This window comes from Desulfosediminicola sp., from assembly GCF_048381775.1.
Taxonomy (GTDB): domain Bacteria; phylum Desulfobacterota; class Desulfobulbia; order Desulfobulbales; family Desulfocapsaceae; genus Desulfopila; species Desulfopila ganghwensis.
The window spans coordinates 125,308-147,872 of the sequence record NZ_JBLXGE010000012.1 but is presented as its reverse complement, the minus strand read 5'-3'; the positions used below and the strand labels follow the sequence as shown (position 1 = coordinate 147,872).

Below are 22,565 nucleotides of genomic sequence, written 5' to 3'. Positions count from 1 at the left end.
GACCTCTCAGCTCCCTTCCTTTTGCAAACAGGTTTTCGAGTCGACAGGGGTACTCTCCCCATGCTCTGAAACTTCTTCACCCTTCTGCGGCCCTTTTTTCTTCGAATAGCTTGGTGCCCTCCCCATGAGCACTTCGATAAACTCATCGATAACCGCGATGGTCAGCACCAGCAAACCAATCAGCATCCCACACTGGGGAATCCAGATTGGAACCGCGACGAGGCCAGCTGAAAGATCGTTGTAACTCCAGGATTCCCAGGTAAGAAGTGCCATGTAGTAACTGAAATAGATAGAGATGCCGGCAGCAACGCCAAGACACCAGAACTCAGCGATTCGCCTGATTTTTCCCGGCAGGTTACTTATCAGCAGCGTTACCCTGATATGATCCCCCTCACGCAGGGTATGGGCCAGCGCCAGAAACGAAGCCGCAGCCAGAAAAAAACCGGTGAAGTCGGCATAGGAGGGAATGGTGAGACCAATGGCTGAGCCAGTCATCACTGTACAGATACGATCGATGAGATTGAGCATCACCTGTGCCACGACCAATAGACATATCGCGGCGACAAAGAAGGCCGCCAGCCAGCCGCTTGTCGTGTAAAGCCGGTTCAACCAGTTACGTACCATCTCCCTTACCTCACTGGAAAATCTTAGTCAGAGCATTTACCTCGCCGGTCAATCCAACGTTTTCGTTTTATAGTTGAAATGCTCGCCAAATGTGCCCGATACGGACAGCCATGGGGAACAACCCATGCGATAAACTCTGCACTGATAAAAAATACAAATTAACCCGGCAACATTTTATAAAACAGGGATGCAGCCGGGTTTTCAAAAAAACTTCTTCTACTTTACCGAAAAAGTTACTGCCGATAATGACTCAGCACAGCCTCACCCTCTGCACCGGCGTCCTGCTTCCAGTCAACCAGCATTTCTTTGCCGACCTCTTTCAGACCAGCCATCAGTTCCGGGCTCGGAGCAACGATGATGACCCCGTTATCCTTCAGGATCTTTATTTTCTCTTCGGTCTCTTTCTTGCTCATGGCAAGACCGCGCAACTCTGCTTCTGCCGCTGCGGCCAGGACAGCTTCCTGGGTAGGTTTATCGAGCTTGCGAAAAGCTTTTTTACTGACCACGACAATATTCTTCGGTACCCAGGCCTGAATATCGGTGAAATGGGAAATAAAATCCCAGGCCTTGGAGTTGGCACCAGTTGATGGTGAAGTGATCATCGCCTCAACCCGGCCCGTGGCAAATGCCTGTGGGATATCAGGGACTTCGACCTGGGTCGGTGCCGCACCAACTTTATTGGCGAAACTCTCAAGCATCGCGTTATATGCTCTGAACTTAATACCCTTGAGGTCATCTACAGTCTTGATCTCTTTATTGGTGTACAGCCCCTGTGGTGGCCAGGGTACAGAGAACAGCGGCATCAGGCCCTGTTTGTCCAACAGCTTGGCAACTTCAGGGCGCTGGCTGTTCCAGAGTTTTGCCGCCTCATCGTAGTTTGTCGCCAGAAAAGGCTGGGAATCTGCCCCGAATACCGCATGCTCGTTGGAGAGCAGGGAAAGAAAAAATTCGCCGATGGGTACCTGTCCGCCACGTACAGCGTTCTTGATCTCCGGATGTTTAAAGAGCGACCCTGCAGAATGAATTTTGATTTTCAGCTCCCCACCCGTTGCCGCCTCCACATCTTTGGAAAACTGCAAAATATTCTGGGTATGGAAGGTCTTATCCGGATATGGCGTCGGCATATCCCAGGTTGTTGCCTGTGCAGTCGCAACCAGTCCCGTCATGCCCACAGCTACCGCCATTCCAGACAGGGCGGACATCAGTGTCTTACGCATCTTCATCGTTCTCTCCTCCTGAATTGATTTTCACCCCGAACGGAGTGGTGGCCCCTGCGAGGAATCCGCAGGAGTTACAATATTGCAAGATTTACATTGACTTTTCAATACGATATTGACATCATTCCATAACGTTGACATTTTGTCGATAAAAAATATATTTATATAACGAATTTGTAATCGAATTAACCATATTAGTCGATATATTAATTTTTTAGATCAAACCCAAACAGGAGCGGAACCATGCCACAATGGCAAATCTGGATCGATCGAGGTGGCACCTTCACCGACATCGTTGCGAAACGTCCGGACGGCACCCTGGTAAGCCACAAACTGCTCTCCGAAAACCCGGAGAACTATAAAGATGCAGCAATTCAGGGCATACGGGATCTCATGCAGATACCCACAGACGCCCCGCTGCCGTCCAAGTCTATTGAACATGTCAAAATGGGCACCACAGTTGCCACCAATGCTCTTCTGGAACGTAAAGGTGAGCGCACCCTGCTGGCTATTACCCGGGGCTTTGGCGACGCTCTTCGCATCGGCTACCAGAGCAGGCCGGACCTCTTCGCACGCCACATCGTCTTGCCGGAAATGCTCTATGAAAAAAGTGTTGAGATTGTCGAGCGCATCGGGGCAGACGGTCTGTGCCTGATCGAACTGGACCGGCAACAGGCCAGAGAGGACTTTCAGGCAGCGTATGATGAAGGAATCCGTTCTGTCGCAATTGTCCTCATGCACGGCTATCGCTACCCGGAGCATGAACAGCTCCTTTCGAAAATAGCCGGCGAGATCGGCTTTGAGCAGATCTCTGTCAGCCATGAAGTCAGCCCGTTGATCAAGCTGGTCTCCCGAGGCGACACCACAGTCGTCGACGCGTACCTTTCGCCCATTCTGCGCCGATATGTCAACCAGGTGGCAAACCAGCTTAACATAAACGACGGAAATGGCCCCCGCCTGATGTTCATGCAGTCAAACGGAGGCCTTACCGACGCCAATTATTTCCAGGGCAAAGACGCCATTCTCTCCGGCCCTGCCGGTGGCGTGGTGGGAATGACACGTACCGCCGCCATGAGCGGGCTGACCCGCCTCATCGGCTTCGACATGGGTGGCACCTCCACCGACGTGGCCCACTACGACGGCGAATACGAGCGCAGCTTCGAAACTATGGTGGCCGGCATTCGAATGCGTGCGCCGATGATGCACATCCATACCGTTGCCGCCGGCGGTGGTTCAATACTCCATTTCGACGGCTCAAGATATCGGGTTGGGCCGGAATCCGCAGGGGCCAATCCAGGCCCGGCCTGTTACCGGCGTGGTGGCCCATTGACAGTGACCGACTGCAACGTCATGCTTGGCAAGATTCAGCCCGCACACTTCCCCAAAGTCTTCGGCCTCACAGCCGACCAGCCCCTGGACCGGGAGGCAGTCGTCGAAGGTTTCAGCCGCCTGGCGGAATCAATCGCCGCGGCCACCGGGGCAGCCCTCCACACACCGGAGCAGGTTGCAGAGGGGTTCCTGCGCATTGCTGTCGAAAACATGGCCAATGCCATCAAGAAAATCTCGGTTCAGCGAGGCTATGACATAACCCACTACACCCTCAACTGTTTTGGCGGAGCCGGTGGCCAGCACGCCTGCCTGGTGGCCGATGCCCTGGGGATGCAACAGGTATTTCTCCATCCATATGCGGGGGTACTTTCCGCCTACGGCATGGGATTGGCCGACATCAGATCCATGCGGGAAAAACAGGTGGAGCAGCCATTTGATGCCAATGCTGAATCCATAGCCAGAGAAGCCGCCAGACCGCTGATCGAAGAGGCGCGCACAGAAGTTATCAGCCAGGGTGTCGATGCGGCCAATATCTCCATTGTACTGAAAACCCACCTTCGCTATGAAGGCACAGACACTGCCCTGCTCGTGGATTGCGGCACCATCAAGCAGATGCAGGACGCCTTTGAACGCGCCCATAAAAAGCGTTTCGGTTTCATTGCCGAAAACCGCGGACTGGTGATTGAAGCCATTTCCGTTGAAGCAATAGGCATCAATGAGCCGACCCTTGACCCTGAAACAACCAGTAAAGCCACGGAAGACCTTGTGGCAACAGACGAGGTGGAAATCTTCAGTGACGGCAAAGCTCACCGGACCCCACTTTACGAGCGGGACCGGATGCTGCCCGGGCATGTGATCAATGGCCCTGCCATTATTGCAGAATCAACCGGCACCGTGGTGGTAGAAGAAGGCTGGCAGGCCACGCTCAACACCCGTCAGCACCTTATTCTCAAGCGGTATATCGCGCGCAGGAAAGTCGAGGCAATCGGCACCACCGTTGATCCGGTAATGCTTGAGGTATTTAACAACCTCTTTATGTCCATCGCTGAGCAGATGGGAGCGACCCTGGCCAACACTTCCTACTCCGTCAACATCAAGGAGCGGCTTGACTTCTCCTGCGCCCTATTCGATGCAGACGGCAACCTGGTGGCCAATGCCCCGCATGTCCCCGTGCACCTCGGTTCAATGGGCGAGTCCGTCAAGACGGTCATCAGGGAAAACAGCGGCACCATGCAAACAGGCGACGTCTACATGCTGAACGCCCCATACAATGGCGGCACCCACCTTCCCGACGTCACCGTGATAACCCCCGTTTTCAATGACACTGGCGACAAAGTGCTCTTTTATGTGGGCTCCAGGGGACACCACGCGGATATCGGTGGCCGGACCCCCGGCTCCTCCCCTCCGGATTCTCAGCATATTGAAGAAGAAGGCGTGCTTATCGACAACTTTCTCCTGGTACGGTCAGGGAAATTGCAAGACGAAGAGACCAGAAAACTGCTTTCTTCAGGTCGCTATCCCTGTCGAAACATTGAACAGAATATGGCGGACCTGGCTGCCCAGATCGCCGCCAACGCCACAGGAGAAAGGGAGCTGCGCCGAATGGTTGACACCTTTTCTCTTGACGTGGTGCATGCCTACATGCGCCATGTACAGGATAATGCCGAGGAGTCCGTCCGCAGAGTGCTCGACGTATTACAAGACGGGGCATTCAGCTACCCCATGGATGACGGGGCCAGAATAGAAGTGAAGGTTACAGTGAATCGCGCCAACCGGGAGGCCACAATCGATTTCACCGGCACCTCACCGCAGTCTGCAGGCAACTACAACGCCCCGACCGCCGTGTGCAAAGCCGCTGTACTCTATGTGTTCAGAACTCTGGTTGAAGATAATATCCCGTTAAATGAAGGGTGTCTGAAACCGCTGAAGATCATAATCCCCGACGGCACCATGATCAGCCCGAGCTACCCCGCGGCCGTCATCTCCGGCAACACCGAGGTGAGCCAGGCGATCACCGATGCTCTTTTCAGCGCGCTGGGTGTTCTCGCCTCTTCCCAGGGTACCATGAACAACTTTGTCTATGGCAATGAGAAGGTGCAGAATTATGAAACAATTTGCGGCGGCACCGGCGCAGGGCCCGATCACCACGGCACCAGTGCGGTACACAGTCATATGACCAACACCCGCATGACAGACCCCGAAGTGGTTGAGTGGCGCTTTCCGGTACGTATTGACGAGTTTTCAATCCGCAGAAATTCAGGTGGCACTGGCAGGTATTGTGGCGGCGATGGCGTGGTCCGGAAAATTCGTTTTCTTGAGCAGATGACTGCTACCATTCTCTCTTCGCACCGACGGGAACATCCTTACGGATTGGCCGGAGGGTGTGATGGAGCCACCGGGTGTAACAGCGTTATCCGTAAAAATGGTTCCACCGAAAAACTTGACGGCAATGCTGAGACAGGCATGGAGCCAGGTGATGTATTCGTCATAAAAACTCCGGGAGGCGGGGGCTTCGGAGCCTCCTGATCAATTATCCTTAGTAACGCCATTCATATTTTTCCTGAATGAATCCCGGTTCATTCTGGATTCTTACAGGACATTGTGTTATCGTGCTGGCGCATTACTGTAAACTTGGTTACCGCCTGACCGCTATAACGAGTGCGACAACCGGCGTAATGAACCAGAACCCGCCTTGCCGCTCAGGCGCTATTATGTGAATTTTTCACGTAACACTTTCCATCCCACGGAGGTAATGATGAAAACACCTGTACGCGTAGCAATTACCGGTGCAGCAGGCCAGATCAGTTATTCCATCATTTTTCGTATCGCAGCAGGCGACATGCTTGGCAAAGATCAGCCTGTAATTCTCCAGCTTCTTGAAATCCCACCCGCAATGGATGCCCTCCAGGGTGTGGTCATGGAGCTGAAAGACTGTGCTTTCCCACTGGTTGCAGGCGTCGTCGCAACTGACGATCCAAACGTTGCCTTCAAGGACACTGACTACGCAGTCCTGGTTGGCGCGCGTCCTCGTGGACCTGGAATGGAGCGCGGCGATCTGCTGATGGCCAATGCCCAGATCTTCTCAGTACAGGGCAAGGCGTTGAACGATAACGCCAGCCGCAACGTCAAAGTGCTGGTAGTCGGCAACCCGGCCAACACCAACGCTCTTATCACCCTGAAAAACGCACCTGATCTGGATCCGAAGAACATCACCGCCATGATGCGCCTCGATCACAACCGCTCACTCTCCCAGATCGGCGATAAACTCGACTGTGCCACCACCGACATCGAGCAGATGGTTGTTTGGGGTAACCACTCCGCGACCCAGTATCCCGACATCAGCTACGCCACCGCAAAAGGCAAGGCAGTTAAAGAGCAGGTCGACAACGACTGGTATGTAGAAAATTTCATCCCGACCGTTCAGCAGCGTGGTGCGGCGATCATCAAGGCTCGCGGCGCTTCCAGTGCAGCTTCTGCAGCTTCTGCAGCTGTCGATCATATGCGCGACTGGGCCCTCGGCTCAAACGGCAGCTGGGTAAGCATGGGCGTTTACTCTAAAGGCAACAGTTACGGTATTGATGAGGATATCGTCTACTCCCGTCCTATCGTCACGGAAAATGGCGAGTGGAAAGAAGTTACCGGCCTTGAGATCAGCGACTTCAGCCGCGAGATGATGAAGAAAACCGAGGACGAACTGGTATCTGAGCGCGAAGCAATCAAAGAAATGCTCTAGGATCTCCGTTCTTCTTTGCAGGCAGAAAAAAGGCGCGGCCCGCACGGGCTGCGCCTTTTTTGCTTCTGTCCTTTGTCCCACATCCAACGTCCCACGTCCAACGTCCAACCCCAGCTTTTCACTCCTTCACAACAAACCCATCAACCAGCTCCACAATCCGCCTGCCGTATTCAGTCTTCACCTGATCCAGATACGCCCCATCCACAGGCCCCTTCCAGGTGGTAACAGAGTAGAACCGCTTCGGTACCGAGAAGTTCTCAGGCTTAAAACCGGTGTCACTACGCACCTTCCAGCGAAGCCCTCGAATATACTCGGACGTTTCAGCTATTGTCCCGGCCAGTGCACCGTAGCCAACACTGGCCAGACACTCCTGCAACTGTTCATCAGTATAGATTGATCTGGCAAAGAGGCAGGAGACCATTGAAGTAAGGAAAGCCCTGCCCGGCTCATCGTTCATCAGGAAATCCACCGACTTCTGCAGATCTTTATCCGTGTTTTTCTGCTCGTAGCTATAGGCACCGGTGTCGAGGTGTGAATGGCGAAACCCCAGGGTCTGGGCGGCAAAATAGAGCTCACCGGTGGCATAGCCCGCCATCTCCTGACCAAGTACACAGCCAAACTCCTCACCACCATATTCTTTTCCCGCCTTCAATGTCCCCTGGCCGAGCAGGCGGTAAAATTCATTGGTGCCGCGACCAAGATGCATAGCCGCCTGCTGATATCCCGACACATCTCCAAAAGCCAGGGGAACCAGGGTCTCCTTCTCGCTCACCAGGCCACGTTCTGTAGCCTCAGTCGCCCAGGCCAGGGCCACCCCTGCCGACATGGCATCGAGACTCACCTTCTCAATCTCATCGAGAATCCGCAGCACCCCAAAGGTATCGGTAACTCCGAGCATGGTGCCTGCCGCAAAGATCGGCTCATAATCATAGGCGACCTGATGATAATGATAGCGGTTGTCCACCTTGGCTTTTTGCCGGATATACCCTATGTGGATGCAGCCTACCGGGCAGCCGGCACAGGCACCGTTACGCAGCAGAGTGTCATCTGCGAATTTTGCGCCCGTCACCTTGTCGATTTCGGAGTGGCTTGTTCGCTGGAGGTTGTGCCACGGCAATGCTTCGATATCATTCAACGTCTGCAGATTGGCCGCAGTTCCCAGGTTATGATATTTTCGCAACATATCGGTTGAGGTTACCTTGGAGTACACCTCTTGAAAAACTTTCCGGTACTCCTTACCCGCTGTCAGTTCCAGCTCACCTTCTCCGCTGACGATAATACCCTTGAGGTTCTTAACCCCCATTGAAGCCCCGCCACCCATGCGACCGAAGTGCCGATAGGTCTCGACGTTGATACAGGCCATGCCGGAACCAATCTCCCCGGACGGACCGATACGGAGTATGGAGCGATGTCCCGAAGACCTGCCATGCATGCGCCGCAGCAATTTGCCGGTATTTTCAGCATTCATCCCCCGCATGAACTCCACATCTTTCAGCTCCAGCTCCCTTGCGCCCACGGTGAGACATGACAGCCGCTTCGCCTTGCCGACGATCACCAGTCCATCCAGATTGCAGAACTGCAGGGCCAGCGCCATGCGGCCACCACCATGACTTTCGGTATACTCGTTGTGATAGGAGGAACGAAAGGAGCAGACTGTCTTTGACATCAACGGGAACAAACCGGTCAGAGGCCCGATGGCGAAGATCAGCGGCTGTCCCTCATGATGCCACGGTTTATCGGGATGACCATATTTCATATAGAGCAGCGCCGCCAGGCCGCTGCCACCCGCCACCTGGTCACGCCCATCCAGCTCCACAAACTGACCACTGCCTGACGAAAGATCGTAGACGAGCACCCTGAATTGTTCGCGCATCATAGCAGCACCTCCTCGATCTCACTGGCTTCACGCATCTCCAGACAGCTCTGGGGGCAAAACTCCACACATTTCCCGCAGTGGATGCAGACAAACACCTCCCCCAGGTCGTTTTCATAAATGGCATTCACCGGGCAGGCCGGTACACATTTTCCGCATCGGATACAGAGCTTCTTCCTGACCACCACCCCACCGCCTTTTCGCTGACTAAAGGCGCCTGTTGGACAGACTTCGACACAAGGCGCCGGGTCACAGGCAAGGCAGCGGATTGCCAGGAAACCGGTTGAAAGACCGCCTGAGGACTTTATTCGTATTCCCGCAGTTGACCATGAAAGCCGACGATGTACCAGCCGTGCACAGGCCAATGAGCAGGAATGACATCCAATACACTGATCGAGTCTCGGTGTGGTTAACAGTTTCATAAGCAACTCATCTGTATTGAGGATTGTTCTGTAGGGACGTAAGCGTAAACCAATCTCTGCTATTGTTCTTCACCACCATATTTGGCGATATAGTCATCCACCGCAAATTTTCGACGACAACCCGCCTCATTCATATATCGAATTTTACCGAAAACCGGGCGCTCTTTCCAGGCCCGGTCATGTACCCCACCGATTGCCCAGCTCACCCCGGCATAGCCGTTCGGGTCCCTGCCGTCGAAGGCGAAGGTGTCGTTCAGCAGGTTGCCGATTCGTAAGGCCTCTTCCGGGATAGCGCTCCACTCGAGAATTTTTTTCGCCCAATACATCCGCAGATAACCATGCAATCTGCCTGTCTCCCGTAGCGCATTCTGGCAGCTGTTCCAAAGCGGTTCATGGGTTTTTCCGAAGATGAACTCCTCTTCCGTGTACACATACTTCCGCTGATCATGACGATGCTCGTCCAGTGTCCTGATGGCCCAGGCGGGAAACCCGTCAACACTGTCGTAGTCATCGCAATAATAGCAAAAATTGTCGCTCAACTCCCTGCGAACAATGAGTTCTTCCAGAAAGGCGTCCTTGTCCTCATCCGGTATCCCGGCCGCAGCCTGAACAGCCAGGGCCACCCGTTGTGGAGAGACTTGACCAAAGTGAAGGTACGGGGACAGTCGTGAAGTCCACTCGGCAAGGGGGTCGTTCCTCTTTCGGTCATAACCATTGAGACGTTTTGCTATAAACTCCTTCAACGCCTCTTTCGCCTGTACAGATCCCGGCCGCGGATAACTCTCTCTGGAGTCCGTATCCGGATATCGCGCATATAATTCAGGCCAGTCTGGCGGGGCCAGAGCTTGATCCAGGTTTTCAACCCGGTATGGATGTTTTTTCACTTCAGGGAAGTCGTTAAGAAAAATAGGCAGTAGCCTGGCCACCTTCGGCCTGAAAGTGTAGGCAGCATATTCCTGCTTGTCCGAAGCGTACCAACAGGGAATGATATTATGCGCATCTACCTCATACACCGGCACACGCACCTGGGTTCCCATCTCAAACAACCAGCGTTTGCGTATTTTAAGCGGATTAAAATCGGTAACCACCGCATAGGCATCGAGACTGTTCGCACAATTCGCGATGGCTTTCACCGAAGAACCATAGAGAATACGCATGTCGATATTGAGTCGTGCCAGCTGGGCCACTATCTCCTCAAGCCCGACTATGGTAAACCAGAAGTTCCTCGCGCTGGCGCTCAGATACCTGTCCGGCAGGCAGAATACCACCAGCAGCGGACGACCTACGCTCAAGGCCAGATCCTGACTCTGCAGGAGTGCCCAGTTGTCCTCAACCCGCTGGTCCCTGTTCATCCAGTAGAGTACAGGGCCTTCACCCCGGTGCCCCTTACGAACCCGCTTTACCCTGCGCTGATCAACCCGAAAACGTTCTACCATCCCTGGCCACCTGTTCTTTCATATCACCTCCTGCCCACTAGCACTCCACAGGCTCCTCAACCGCTCCACCATTATCAACAACCACCCCGTCCGATTCCGAAGTGCCAACAGTTTTGGGTTCCCTGAAACGTATAGGTAATTGTACCAGTACAATACACCCCCCATCAGCTCTCTGCACCAGTTTCAAATCACCTCCGTGATCCAGAATAATCTGCCGGCACAACGAAAGGCCCAGCCCCATCCGGCCTGACTTGGTGGTGGTGAAGGGTTGAACCGCCTTCAGCGGAGAAAGCGCACAAAACTCTTCGGCTGAATCTGACAACTGAATATCAATCTCATCCCAGCATATCTGCACAGTAACATAGATGCCACCACCCTTTTCACCAATGGCGTCGAGACTGTTTTCCAGAATATGCCAGAGCGCCTGCCTGATGAGAATTGGATCGATGTACATACACGGTAAATCATCTTCTATTGACGCTTCAAGATTCGCTCCGATGTACCGTGCTTCAGTCCTGACGGTGGTACACCATTTTTCAAAAAAGTCATTCATATCGGTGAGTACATAATGGGGGCTCATGGGCCGGACCACATCACAAATATCAGAGAGCACCGTATCCATGTGCAGTACGTGATTGGCGAGATGCTTGAACCGTTTACGTACGCCATGGGGCAAATCCGGCCTGGTCATCATCCTGCGGACCAGCCCCCCGACAATGAGTAGCGGATTTCGCAGTTCATGGGTAAGGCGAAAGGCGATCTCTCCGAGCGCCGCCATTGTATCGAGAGAAGATACTTTTGCTTCCAGTTGCAGCTTCTGCTCCTGGATATCAATAATCTCCCAGAGAAACAGTGCGGAAAGATGATCAAGCACCTTCACTGCCGGCAGTTTCTCTGCAACTATCTTCGCCAGCACTCTTTCATCACCGGTAAGCTCAATGATCAGATCAATCCGCTCATCCTTTACGTACTTCTCCCAGGTGGTAACTGTATCGATGCCAAGCTGGCGGGCATATTTACTTCCCATGGCATTGAGGTTCGGATCTATCACCGCCACCACGTTGGGCTGAATGCGTACCGGGGTATATGAATCGAGCAGTCTCAGGATTTCATAACAGCCGCGGCCGCCACCAATAAACAGCACATTGACCCGCTGCAATTCCTGCCTTGGGCAAACGTTATTCCCCCGCTTGGAGGCTGATTTTCCATTTACGCTGTACACTGCCATATCACAAGACATCTCCTTCAATCGCGTGGTTTAGCTGCACAGCTGGCTGGCTGCCGTATAACGGCTATTGAACAATCAGTACAAAACATTCAAAATCGAAAGAGATTCTCAATATTGACCGAAGCCGTCTATTATCAGACTAACGTAGAAACAGGGTGCCATTCAAGGAAACTACTGAAAAAATTTGCGGTATTAGGTATATCCTCAATTATATACAGTACGATGCAAACTCCACGTTGATCCCTGGCGGCTCTGAGTCAATAATGGCTCCTTCAGGTTTTGACCTGGAGATTTTCCCCATTTATACAGCCCAGCTTGGAGACAGTGAATGAGCAGTGTCACCTCATTGACCGGCGCGGAAGCGATTAACGTTTACCTGCAATCTGAAAATAATGAAGTCCGTAAGGCCATGGCCAACCTGACCTCCATGGTTCACGCCGCAGCCAACCAGTCTGTGCAAAATATCCAGAAGAGCAGAGAACGAATATCTGACGCAACAGATCATCTCGATGGAATACTTTCAAAAGAACTGGGCCTGTCGCAGGCGGAGGAAATCAAGGAGATTGCCTTAATCGCTCACGAGCTCGACCGATATTTTGACGAGGCAATCTGCAAAAAAGCGCTCAGCGGTCTTTTTAAGGAAGTGGAGTCTCGCGTCACCAGACTGGAGGAGCGCGAAGCCCATCTCGAACAAATTATTCGCCAGCGCGTCGCCGATGCTGAGAGAAAAGCAAAAATTGAAAGCACCAGCAGCAAGGGATTATTCGAAAGCGCACTATCAAAGGCCGAAAAGGTTGTTGACCAGAACAAGATAACCCGTTTTGTCTGTTCAACTGTTGCCCGCTTCCAGGACGAATTTGAGCTGATCCAGTCGGCAACGGACGTTGAACACCTCACTCGTATCTTTCAGGAGACCATTGAGCCGTTCCAGACCACCAAGCTGGTAGCCGGCAGAGATGGCAAGCTGGTGAAGGTGAGCGCCAGCTCTTTTCCCGAAGACTGTTACCAGGACCTTTTTCTATTCTTTTACAAATACTACAACGAGCTGATGGACATCTACGACGCCAACAAATCGCTCCCTTCCACCGCTGATGAAATAGGCCGGATATTCAAGAAGAAGAAAAAAGGTGTCGAACAGATTATCTCAGAAATGCACAATTGGAAATAATCTGATTTCCAATTAGAAACCAGATTATTTCCAGGGAAACTCCAATTTCTTCCCTTCGCTATCCGCTCCACTATCTTGTTGGTGTTTATTCGTGATATTTTGCCAGTTTTTACAGTATGTGCAATTTTAGGCCCTTATCTATGGCAAAACCGCCCTCGGGTCATTGGTAATACCAATCCGTTTTTTCGGACACCCCTGTCAAACCCGTATCCCCCCGAAACTCCGATCACCTAATAGCACTGGCAATTGCAACCTATCAGGAATTCCTCTCAACTCAATTATTCTTGACATCGCTATTGGTATCTCCTAGTATTGGTCTGACCTTTTGAGGGCATTCTACGGAAACCACGTACCACATCCTGAAATCGGGTTTCCAAAACGGATGATACATACCTGTCATCCCTGCTTCAGAAATTTCCCCTCATATAAATAATTAAAACGGCAGTTAGTGAGTTACCCACCGTATCCCTGACTATTTCATCGAATGGAGTTATGACAACCATGAAGAAGAGTATTATCGACGAGTTGGTCTCAATTTTTGGCCAGGAAAACGTTCTCACCGAGCGTGAGGACATGATTGCCTACAGCTATGACGCTGCGCCTGTAGAAATAGAGCCTGAAGCGGTTGTCTTTCCGACTACCACCGAGCAGGTCAGTCAACTTATGAAGCTGGCATATCGCGAAGAGATTCCAGTGACACCCCGCGGTCAGGGAAGCGGTCTTTCCGGCGGTTCAATTCCGCTCAAGCAGGGTATCGTTCTTTCCATGGACAGAATGAAGAACCTCATCGAGTTCGACCCTGCCAACAGACTCATTACTGTTGAAGCTGGTTTTACCACTGCTGATATCGATCCTATCATCGGTGAAGCAAACCTTTTCTACCCACCGGATCCTGGCTCTGTAGCGTTTTCCACCATCGGCGGTAACGTTGCCGAAAACGCAGGCGGACTGCGCGGCCTGAAATACGGTGTAACCAAAGATTATGTCAAGATGCTCAAGGTGGTTATGCCACAGGGCGACATCGTCACCCTCGGCTCTAAATGCGTAAAGCACGTTGCCGGTTTCAACTCCGAGCTGATGTTTGTTGGTAGCGAGGGTCTGCTTGGTGTGATCACCGAGGTAACTCTTGCCCTGCTGCCTATCCCGCAGCACCGTGAGTCTGCCCTGGCGATCTTCGACACCCTTGATGACGCTGCCCAGACCGTATCTGACATTATTGCCGCCGGTGTTACCCCTTCCACCATGGAATTCATGGATAACGCCACCATCAACGCCATTCAGAATTTCAAGGATTGCGGCCTGCCACGCGACGCCCAGGCGGTACTCTTGATCGAGACCGATGGTGAGGAGAACTCTGCCAAGGCCGAGATTGCCACTGTAGAAGAGCAGGTTGGCAAGAATAACGCCCGGGAGTTTGCCCGCGCCAAGACCAGCGAAGATCGCGACAAGCTTTTCGCCGGACGCCGTGTTGCCCTGAACGCACTTGCTTCTGTTAAACCAAACCTGATTCTCGAAGATGCCACCGTAAAGCGCAGCGATCTGCCTGCCATGGTTCGCGGCATCATTGAGATCGCCCAGAGATATGACATCCAGGTAGGTATCTTCGGCCACGCCGGAGACGGCAACCTGCACCCTACTTTTTTGATCGACCAGAGCGATAAGGAAGAGATGGCCCGCTGCCACAAGGCTGTAGATGAGTTGTTCCAGCTGGCAATCGATCTTGACGGCACCATCTCCGGTGAGCACGGCATCGGCCTTGAGAAGAAACCATACCTTGAGGCCCAGATCGGCGCAGCCGGCATCAAGATGCTCCAGGATCTCAAGCGCATGTTCGATCCGAAAAACCTTCTCAACCCAGGCAAGATGTTCGATATGCCGGGTGAAGCAGCTTAAGCAGGGGTGACCTACTGATGAACGCACATATTTCACAAAAACAACTCGCGGAAGACCATCTCCTCGAAGCTGCCAAAGAATTCCAGAAGTGTATGCAATGTGGTAAATGCCGCAGTGTATGCCCTGTCTTCAAGGAATTCGGCAATGAGCTCTTCGTGGCGAGGGGCAAAAACAAACTGGCCGAGAAAATCGTCTCCGGTGATATTCAGATCACCAAAAGGGTTGAACAGGCCATCAATGAATGTTTGAACTGCAAGACCTGCTCTGCCAACTGCCCGGCTGGTGTAAGCCCCGAGCACGTGGTGCTGCGCCTCAGGTGGTATATCACCACCCAGAAAGGTCTCCATTTCTTCAAGGCACTTATTTTCCGTCAGCTGCTCTGGAGAAAATGGCCGATCACCATCGGCTGTGCCCTTGGCGGTATCGCCCAGAAGATGCTCTTTGGCATCGGCCCGAAGAACCCGGTTCGTCACCTCTATCCGCTGCTCGGTTTCTCCAAACGCAGAAACTTCCCGCAGTTGGCAATCAAGAGCGCCCAGCGCCAGTTGCCCGAGGTGAATCCACCGAAGAGGGGTGCCAAGAGGGGCCGCATCGGTTACTTCACCGGCTGTGCCGGCAACCTGATTTACACCAACGTCGCCAAGTCCGTTGTGGATATTCTCACCGGCTACGGCTACGAGGTTGTCATCCCCAAAGCCCAGAAATGTAACGGCACCCCGGTTCTCGCCAATGGTGATTACGAGGGCGCCAGGCGGCTTATGGAGCACAACTTCGAACTGTTCCAGAAAGAGAAGTTTGACGCCATCGTTGTTGCCTGTTCCTCTTGCGGCATGTCGCTGAAGAAAGAGATCAAGGTATTCGTCGACGACAGCCCCGAGCTGCGTGAGTTTACCGGTAAGGTATTTGACATCAACGAGTTCATCGAAAAGAACATCGAGTTCAAGCAGGAAGAACTGGGACGTCTGCCCTACAAAGTGACCTACCACGATCCATGTCACATGGTTCGCGGCCAGGGCATTAAAGATCAGCCGAGAAATCTGCTGAAAATGATCCCGGGTGTAGAGTTCACCGAGATGAAGAATGCCGACACCTGCTGTGGCTCTGCGGGTAGTTACTGCATCACTCACTACGACACCTCGATCAAGATCAACAACCACAAGATCAAGGATATTCAGGATGCCAAGGTCGATATGGTCGCCACCGGCTGCCCGACCTGCGTAATGCACATCTCCGACAATCTCTCCCAGCACGAAAGCGACGAGAACGTCCGCTTCGTGGTTGAGATTCTCGCAGATTCACTGCGCGCCGCCAAGACTATCTAACGCCTGAAAGATAGTTCATGGTGTAACAACCTGAAGCCTGTACAACCTCTGCTGTACCCAAAGCCCGGACGCCATCTTATGATGGGGTCCGGGCTTTTTTTTTGTTATACATGCCGGCTGAAGAGCTATGTGATTGCAAACACAAACTGATATGCTGCCCGCACAGGCTACTTTAAATATTTGCCAGGGTAATAAGCGCTGCAATCAGAAGACATAACCAATCTGCAGCCCCATACTATCCAAGCCGTAATTCGGGGTAGCCAGACTCGCATTGGAAATATGGTTCCAGTAAAATGAAGCATTCCACTTTTCGCTAAAATGATATCCTACATTCATTGCCAGCCTGAACAGGACTCTTGAGCCCAGACGTTGTTCACCCGGATCGTCGCTATCCAATTCACCAGAATGAACTGCTCCACCAAGCCCAAAAGTAAGTAGAATATTATCTGTTGTCCTGAAGTCCCAGGCAAGGCCCCCATAAACCTGGCTGGTCTGCCCATCTGAGTGGATACAAGTCCCCATCATTGGTCTGGGAGAACTGAATTTACGGAAGAATGACTTGTCTGGCGATTTGAAGAAGATATCAAAATTTATGTCTACTCCATTCTCAAAACTTTGCGCAAAAACACCTACATCATGACTCAGCAGACCAAACCGTATCTCTGAAACGATAGTAGAATCACCTTTCCCCTCACTTGCAATTCCTTCACCGAAAATAGAAGAGAAAATCACCAATACGGTTAAAACGATAAGCAGACGTTCTTTCACCAAAGCCTCCAGATCGATTGTGATTAAAGCTATTTCAGGGAAATCCTCCTAAATAGCCTATCGCACGTAATCGTCTTTTTGCAAACTCTGGTAAGGCACTGACTTACTATCTGTTTAAGCGATAAAGAAATTTACACATGGTTCAACCACCGCGAAAAGGCATTGTATTTGCAGTACCTCTAGCCGCTGCGATAAAGGATTAAACACAAATTTTCATCCAAATCAACGATGCAGACATTCCACTTATTTCTTAAATAGGATTCAGATAAGCTAGTTGCGTGATGTTGCTTTTCGCCAAAAAAAATGAGGGAAGCCAGTAAAACCGGCCTCCCTCACCCACACAGGCGCTGTCTGCTCACATGCCCGTGCCTGCAATTTTTGTCCAATTTTGCAGGGCAGAACCTTCGTTGTCAAAACCTCGAAGTATGTTTAATACGTCTTCGGGTTTGACGCCTCGGTCTTGCCTCTGCAAATTGAATAAAAACCTTCTAATGTTCTGAAAAGGTCATTCTCTTCGTTGTAGAGAGTTCGACGTAGAACAACTACGCCTTCACTCTCTACGCCTCGACTATGACCTTTTCAGATTCACCTCTGTTATTTTTTACTCGAGGTTATAATCGATTATCCAGGCATCGCGGCAAGATTACTGCGGCTTCACCTTGGAGGCCTCGTCTATGAACAATGCAATTTCACCTCTGGCTATTGTTTTTGAATGTAAGACTTGTATTGAGCCACCTCGGCTGACGTGACCGCACCACATACCGAAGCCGACCCATTTACTTCCACGTCCAACATCCAACGTCCAATGTTTTTTACAGAAGCACAGCCCAAGCAGGAACCGTGCTTCCGGGGTTTAGTTACAATTACCGGTTCAATCAACCCTGAACCATCTTGCGGATCTCTTCCACGATCTCCGGATTAGCGAGAGTCATAACGTTGCCAACATCGCCTTTATTAGAGATGGCGCCAAGGACACGTCGCATCAGCTTACCGGAACGTGTCTTCGGCATATCGGGCACGATCCAGACGTTCTTACATTTGGCAATTTTACCAATCTGGAAGGTGATGGCATCTGCGACCTTCTGCTGCAACTCCGGAGTTGCATCATAACCAGGCTTGAGAGATACATACAGCTCCGGCTCCTTGCCTTTGATCTCATGGGCCACAGGTACAACCGCAGCCTCGGCAACCTCAGGCACGGTCAGTGCTGCAGACTCGATCTCCTTGGTACCAAGACGGTGACCGGAGACGTTGATAACGTCATCTATCCTGCCGAGAACACGTACATAACCGTCACCCGCCAGCACCGCGGCATCACCGGTCATATATGGCCAGTCGCGCCAATCTTTGGAGTTACGGTCTTTGTTGTACATACCGAAGTAGCTCTCGATAAAGCGCTCACGATCGCCCCAGACGGTCTGCATCATGCCCGGCCATGGGTTCTGGATGCAGATGTTACCAGCCTTACCGCAGCCAGGCTCAAGTACATCACCAGACTCGTCAAAGACGATTGGGTGAATACCCGGAACACCAGGACCGGCGCTACCAGCCTTCATCGGCTGCATTCCCGGAACTGTTGAGCAGAGGAAACCACCGGTCTCTGTCTGCCAGTAGGTATCGACAATTGCTGCCTCACCACGACCGACAACGTTGTAATACCAGCGCCATACCTCAGGCTCGATGGGCTCACCAACGGTGGTCATATGCTTGAACTTATAATTGTACTTGGCTGGCTCATCCGGCCCGACTTTTCTCAGGGCGCGGATTGCCGTCGGAGCAGTGTGGAAGATATTGACATCCAGCTCCTGAGCGATACGCCATGAGCGACCAGCGTCCGGATAGGTCGGTACCCCCTCATAAATTACGGAAGAAGCACAGAGTGCCAACGGTCCGTAAACGATGAAGGAATGTCCCGTGATCCAGCCAATATCCGCCATACACCAGTAAACATCTTCAGGATGAATGTCCTGGATGTACTTGGACATTGCGGTTACATAACTCAAGTAGCCGCCGGTACCATGCTGACAACCTTTCGGCTTGCCGGTGGTTCCGGAGGTGTACATCAGGAACAGGGGCTCCTCAGAGAGCATTTCTTCCGGCTCGACGATAGCGCCGTAATACTTTTTCAGCTCCTGATTGACGATTATGTCACGACCCTCAACAATAGGAGTTTCGCTCGACATCTTGCCAGGATAGCGCTGCCATACCAACAGAGTATCAACTTTCTGACCGCCGTCTGCCGCCAGCTTGCATGCCTCATCATCCACCGCTTTATGATCCAGCAGATTACCAGCGCGGTAATAGGCATCCATGGTGATAAGTACCCGGCTGTTGGAATCGATAACACGATCGGCACAGGCGCTGGCAGAGAAACCACCAAACACCACCGAGTGAATGACACCAAGACGGGCACAGGCCAGCATGGTGATCGGCAGCTCGGCCGACATAGGCATATGAATGGTTACACGATCACCGCGCTTCAGTTTAGCTGTATCGCGCAACAATGCTGCGAATTCGTTGACGCGGGTGTAGAGCTCCTGATAGGTGATGTGACTTACACGCTCGTCTTCCGGCTCTGCGACGAAGTGAATTGCGGTCTTGTTCTTGTTTTTGGCGAGATGGCGATCGATACAGTTGTAACTTGCATTCAGTTTGCCGCCTTTAAACCATTTAAAGCTTGGAGCATCGCTGGTGTCGAGAACCTCATCCCACTTTTTGTACCAGGTCAGCATGTCTGCAAACTCGGTGTAATAGTCAGGAAAGTTATCGAGTGAAAAGCGCTCGAAAATAGATTTATCGGTCAGATTAGCCTGGGCGATAAATTCCTCTGATGGATTGATATACTCTTCCTCTTTCCAGTGAACAGCAATTTGCGCCTCAGAAGTTTCAACAATTTGTTTTTCCTCGCTCATTCAATCACTCCTTTAGTGAATATTGAAAAGTTAATGCCCAGGACGGTTTTCTCCCGTCCCCTACGATTTCCTAAATCTTTAATTCAGCTTTTTGCTCAAAGTGTGTCACTCTAGACCTGCACCCGCTCCACATCCTCACCCTTGAATTTCGCGTAGTCAGGCTTTCTTACGGAGATTGCCAGAATCACACCAAGTACCAGCAAGGCCCCGGAGAGATAGAAGGCATAGTTCAGACTACCGGTAACATCCTGAATCCAGCCACCAAGGCGAGCAACAAAAACACCACAACCCCAGCCCAGGAAAACGATTCCGTAGTTTGCGCCAAGGTTTTTCGGGCCAAAAAAGTCTGCGGTAAACGATGGCATCAACGCCAGACCGCCGCCATACTGCCAGTAAGCAATACCGACTACCAAAAAGAGCAGCGCCACATTTTTACTGGCGATAACCATCGGCAGCGAGAAAAGGCAGAGTGCCGAAATCGAGCAGTTCAGAGCATAGGCATTGGTCCTGCCGATCTTATCGGAATAGTAACCGGTACCGACACGCCCTGATGCATTGACAAAGCCGCCGAATGAAACGAGAAGCCAGGCATTCGCCAGAAAGAATGGGATGTCCTTGGCAGTTGAGGAAAGTATACCTTTGGCACTACTGATGATAAGAAGACCGGATTGAGTGGTAAGGATGAACATGAAAATCAGTGCATAACACTGCCATGTTTTGGCCATTTCACTGGTAGTCCAGTTTGCCAGGGCATTTCTCTGGGCAGCGGTCTGATCCTTGAGCGCTGTTGTGTCGACTCCCGGAGGCACGTAGCCTTCCTCAGGAGTTTTCAGAAGCTGACCGGCGATGATGACGACTACCGCAAAGAAGGTTCCCAAACCTATGAAACTGCCGGTAACACCATATTTATCGATGAGGTACTGGCCAAGATAGCCGATGTAGAGAGCGGCTCCACCGTAACCACCGACAACAAGTCCTGCGATAAGGCCACGTTTTTTCGGGCCAAACCATTTCAGGGCAGCCGGGGTCGGTGCTGCGTAACCGATACCCATGCCCATTCCGCCGAAGAGTCCAAAACCAATAAGAAGACCGGTATAAGACTTCATCAGTCCGGCGATGATACAGCCGACAGCCAGCAAAAGGCCACCCAGTGTGGCACCAAATTTAGGGCTGATCCTATCTTGGATTTTGCCGCCGGGAATCATGAAAATAGCAAAAATGATTACACACATGGTGAAAGGGGTAGCCGCCTGGGCATTCGTAAGATATGTCCACCCCGCGTTCATGCTGTCGGCCGGGAACTGCTGGCCTGCCAGATCCACATTCACCAATGCAGATTTCCAAATACTCCATGCGTAGAGGATACCGAGACATAGATTGATCGATGTTCCGGCAAATGTTGTGATCCACGCTTGGATTGGTACTTTTTGATCCTGTTGCATCATTTGCCTCTCCTTGATTGTATTTTATGGTTGAGTAGCCACCATTCTTAGCCGACCAGGATAGTGATTAAAAATGATTCACCAGGAGCTTCGTCGACCTTCTCCATTCGATACATCCGTTTGCTACCTGAACGTTTTCACCTCCGAATTTTCTGGCGACCCTATCTTGGCCGCACATTTAATTGATTTATATCTGAACAGCGGTATCAACCGGCCCCTTTTCGCCCATGTAAGCGATGAACACCCTATTCAGACAAGCCAAACCTTGTGTCAGTAGTACATCTTGCAACAATACGAAACGTCTATGATTACCATACTGACCGGGCTCATCGATTCTTATTTGAAACCTGGTTTCTAATAAGAATCGATTTGTGATTGTCGATCATCCCTCTAACCGTATTTTCAGTCCTACTGAAAACTCATCACAGCAGATTTTCGAAGAATATCACGCCCGATAAAGCACATTATGGTACTAAATGAAAAGAGAACTTGAACCGTTCGAGTTATAAAACCCGGCCCCTGTATTCCGGCAATCATCTTATTATACAGCTACTTTTTACTACCTTGCTGTTATCTTGCCGGTACCCGATCTCTATGCACTGCCCAGGCATTTAAGATCGGTCGATGACAATAGCCCGTTAAACAACTTTTGTCATCTATCAATTTTATTTATCAAACACTTCACAGTAACTCAAGGATAAAATCAACTATTCTGGTTTTTTTCCTTGGTGATAATGATAATAAATCACATTAATACAAATACATAACAAATAGAAACCTGGTTTCTATTTGTTATGTCGATACGTTACGGCACAAACCCGGAGTCTGGCATAGCTGTTTTAAGCCCCTGGTGATGCTCATAAAAAATTTGCAATAAAATAATCTGATTACCCCTAGAGCTCGGCTGCATGAATCGAATCGTGAGGAGGGATGAGTCAACGGTGCGCGGATTAATAAGCAACGTACCGGATTAGAGCATTAACCCCAGAGATCGAGACGTGGGTTTTCGGCAGAACTTCTGAGAATATCACCTCTGGTCACAATTCCGACAAGATATCCTGCTTTACAGGTAACAGGCATGGAGTCTATATGATGCAGGGCAAGGACACGGGCCACCCTGCTGTATAATATGATGCTACCCCCCCTGATCTGCGTGACTTGTCCTGGTTATACGGATATCGAGCGTTCTCAAGACATC

At 51.4% G+C, this 22,565-nt stretch carries 15 protein-coding genes; 5 read left to right on the top strand and 10 right to left on the bottom strand.

Annotated features, from left to right (window positions below; all coding sequences use genetic code 11):
* Positions 1-6: 6 nt before the first annotated feature.
* Both ACN5NT_RS18655 and ACN5NT_RS18650 read right to left on the bottom strand, forming a co-directional pair.
* Positions 7-624 carry a TRAP transporter small permease gene (locus tag ACN5NT_RS18655; RefSeq protein ID WP_419176437.1) on the bottom strand — a complete coding sequence of 206 codons (618 nt, stop codon included), beginning with the start codon at positions 622-624 and terminating at the stop codon, positions 7-9.
* 233 nt (positions 625-857) lie between these two features.
* Positions 858-1,841, bottom strand: coding sequence for a TRAP transporter substrate-binding protein (locus ACN5NT_RS18650; RefSeq protein ID WP_419176469.1), 984 nt, complete (start codon positions 1,839-1,841; stop codon positions 858-860).
* A 243-nt stretch (positions 1,842-2,084) separates the two neighbouring features.
* Here ACN5NT_RS18650 and ACN5NT_RS18645 point away from each other — a divergent pair, with 243 nt between their 5' ends.
* Positions 2,085-5,696: a hydantoinase B/oxoprolinase family protein gene (locus tag ACN5NT_RS18645; RefSeq protein WP_419176436.1), complete on the top strand. Its 3,612-nt coding sequence runs from the start codon at positions 2,085-2,087 to the stop codon at positions 5,694-5,696.
* 229 nt (positions 5,697-5,925) lie between these two features.
* The gene (locus ACN5NT_RS18640) at positions 5,926-6,903 is read left to right on the top strand and encodes a malate dehydrogenase (RefSeq protein ID WP_419176468.1); all 978 of its coding nucleotides are present in this window, start codon (positions 5,926-5,928) and stop codon (positions 6,901-6,903) included.
* Positions 6,904-7,021: 118 nt separating this feature from the next.
* On the opposite strand, the gene ACN5NT_RS18635 is transcribed toward ACN5NT_RS18640, so the two are convergent.
* Genes ACN5NT_RS18635 through ACN5NT_RS18620 form a run of 4 tightly spaced genes read right to left on the bottom strand, consistent with a single transcriptional unit; the run spans position 7,022 to position 11,862 of the window.
* Complete coding sequence (locus ACN5NT_RS18635; RefSeq protein WP_419176435.1) at positions 7,022-8,779, bottom strand: aldehyde ferredoxin oxidoreductase N-terminal domain-containing protein; 1,758 nt, start codon at positions 8,777-8,779, stop codon at positions 7,022-7,024.
* Entirely contained in the window at positions 8,776-9,198 is a 423-nt protein-coding gene (locus tag ACN5NT_RS18630) for a 4Fe-4S binding protein (RefSeq protein ID WP_136797110.1), read from the bottom strand. Before ACN5NT_RS18630 ends, ACN5NT_RS18635 begins: the two co-directional genes overlap by 4 nt.
* A gap of 59 nt (positions 9,199-9,257) precedes the next feature.
* Positions 9,258-10,634: a deoxyribodipyrimidine photo-lyase gene (gene phrB, locus ACN5NT_RS18625; protein WP_419176434.1), complete on the bottom strand. Its 1,377-nt coding sequence runs from the start codon at positions 10,632-10,634 to the stop codon at positions 9,258-9,260.
* 37 nt (positions 10,635-10,671) lie between these two features.
* Entirely contained in the window at positions 10,672-11,862 is a 1,191-nt protein-coding gene (locus ACN5NT_RS18620; protein ID WP_419176433.1) for an ATP-binding protein, read from the bottom strand.
* A gap of 328 nt (positions 11,863-12,190) precedes the next feature.
* Here ACN5NT_RS18620 and ACN5NT_RS18615 point away from each other — a divergent pair, with 328 nt between their 5' ends.
* From ACN5NT_RS18615 to ACN5NT_RS18605, 3 genes are all read left to right on the top strand, one after another.
* Positions 12,191-13,030, top strand: a complete 840-nt coding sequence (locus ACN5NT_RS18615; protein WP_419176432.1) for a hypothetical protein — start codon at positions 12,191-12,193, stop codon at positions 13,028-13,030.
* Between the two features lie 501 nt (positions 13,031-13,531).
* Positions 13,532-14,923: an FAD-binding oxidoreductase gene (locus tag ACN5NT_RS18610; RefSeq protein ID WP_136797116.1), complete on the top strand. Its 1,392-nt coding sequence runs from the start codon at positions 13,532-13,534 to the stop codon at positions 14,921-14,923.
* Between the two features lie 17 nt (positions 14,924-14,940).
* Complete coding sequence (locus ACN5NT_RS18605; protein WP_419176431.1) at positions 14,941-16,245, top strand: (Fe-S)-binding protein; 1,305 nt, start codon at positions 14,941-14,943, stop codon at positions 16,243-16,245.
* A gap of 204 nt (positions 16,246-16,449) precedes the next feature.
* Here the strand turns inward: ACN5NT_RS18605 and ACN5NT_RS18600 are convergent, their stop codons facing one another.
* From ACN5NT_RS18600 to ACN5NT_RS18585, 4 genes are all read right to left on the bottom strand, one after another.
* Positions 16,450-17,013: an acyloxyacyl hydrolase gene (locus ACN5NT_RS18600; RefSeq protein ID WP_419176430.1), complete on the bottom strand. Its 564-nt coding sequence runs from the start codon at positions 17,011-17,013 to the stop codon at positions 16,450-16,452.
* Positions 17,014-17,888: 875 nt separating this feature from the next.
* A complete protein-coding gene (gene acs, locus ACN5NT_RS18595) occupies positions 17,889-19,925 on the bottom strand; it encodes an acetate--CoA ligase (protein ID WP_136797121.1) in 2,037 nt (678 codons plus the stop codon).
* Between the two features lie 110 nt (positions 19,926-20,035).
* Positions 20,036-21,370, bottom strand: coding sequence for an OFA family MFS transporter (locus ACN5NT_RS18590; RefSeq protein ID WP_419176429.1), 1,335 nt, complete (start codon positions 21,368-21,370; stop codon positions 20,036-20,038).
* Positions 21,371-22,345: 975 nt separating this feature from the next.
* Positions 22,346-22,483, bottom strand: coding sequence for a CBS domain-containing protein (locus tag ACN5NT_RS18585; RefSeq protein ID WP_419176428.1), 138 nt, complete (start codon positions 22,481-22,483; stop codon positions 22,346-22,348).
* Between the last annotated feature and the right edge of the window lie 82 nt (positions 22,484-22,565).

Excerpts from the sequence above, each read along its gene's own strand:
- ACN5NT_RS18655 (WP_419176437.1), bottom strand. The coding sequence starts at position 624 with ATGGTACGTAACTGGTTGAACCGGCTTTACACGACAAGCGGCTGGCTG.
- ACN5NT_RS18650 (WP_419176469.1), bottom strand. The coding sequence starts at position 1,841 with ATGCGTAAGACACTGATGTCCGCCCTGTCTGGAATGGCGGTAGCTGTG.
- ACN5NT_RS18645 (WP_419176436.1), top strand. The coding sequence starts at position 2,085 with ATGCCACAATGGCAAATCTGGATCGATCGAGGTGGCACCTTCACCGAC.
- ACN5NT_RS18640 (WP_419176468.1), top strand. The coding sequence starts at position 5,926 with ATGAAAACACCTGTACGCGTAGCAATTACCGGTGCAGCAGGCCAGATC.
- ACN5NT_RS18635 (WP_419176435.1), bottom strand. The coding sequence starts at position 8,779 with ATGATGCGCGAACAATTCAGGGTGCTCGTCTACGATCTTTCGTCAGGC.
- ACN5NT_RS18630 (WP_136797110.1), bottom strand. The coding sequence starts at position 9,198 with ATGAAACTGTTAACCACACCGAGACTCGATCAGTGTATTGGATGTCAT.
- phrB (WP_419176434.1), bottom strand. The coding sequence starts at position 10,634 with ATGGTAGAACGTTTTCGGGTTGATCAGCGCAGGGTAAAGCGGGTTCGT.
- ACN5NT_RS18620 (WP_419176433.1), bottom strand. The coding sequence starts at position 11,862 with ATGGCAGTGTACAGCGTAAATGGAAAATCAGCCTCCAAGCGGGGGAAT.
- ACN5NT_RS18615 (WP_419176432.1), top strand. The coding sequence starts at position 12,191 with ATGAGCAGTGTCACCTCATTGACCGGCGCGGAAGCGATTAACGTTTAC.
- ACN5NT_RS18610 (WP_136797116.1), top strand. The coding sequence starts at position 13,532 with ATGAAGAAGAGTATTATCGACGAGTTGGTCTCAATTTTTGGCCAGGAA.
- ACN5NT_RS18605 (WP_419176431.1), top strand. The coding sequence starts at position 14,941 with ATGAACGCACATATTTCACAAAAACAACTCGCGGAAGACCATCTCCTC.
- acs (WP_136797121.1), bottom strand. The coding sequence starts at position 19,925 with ATGAGCGAGGAAAAACAAATTGTTGAAACTTCTGAGGCGCAAATTGCT.
- ACN5NT_RS18590 (WP_419176429.1), bottom strand. The coding sequence starts at position 21,370 with ATGATGCAACAGGATCAAAAAGTACCAATCCAAGCGTGGATCACAACA.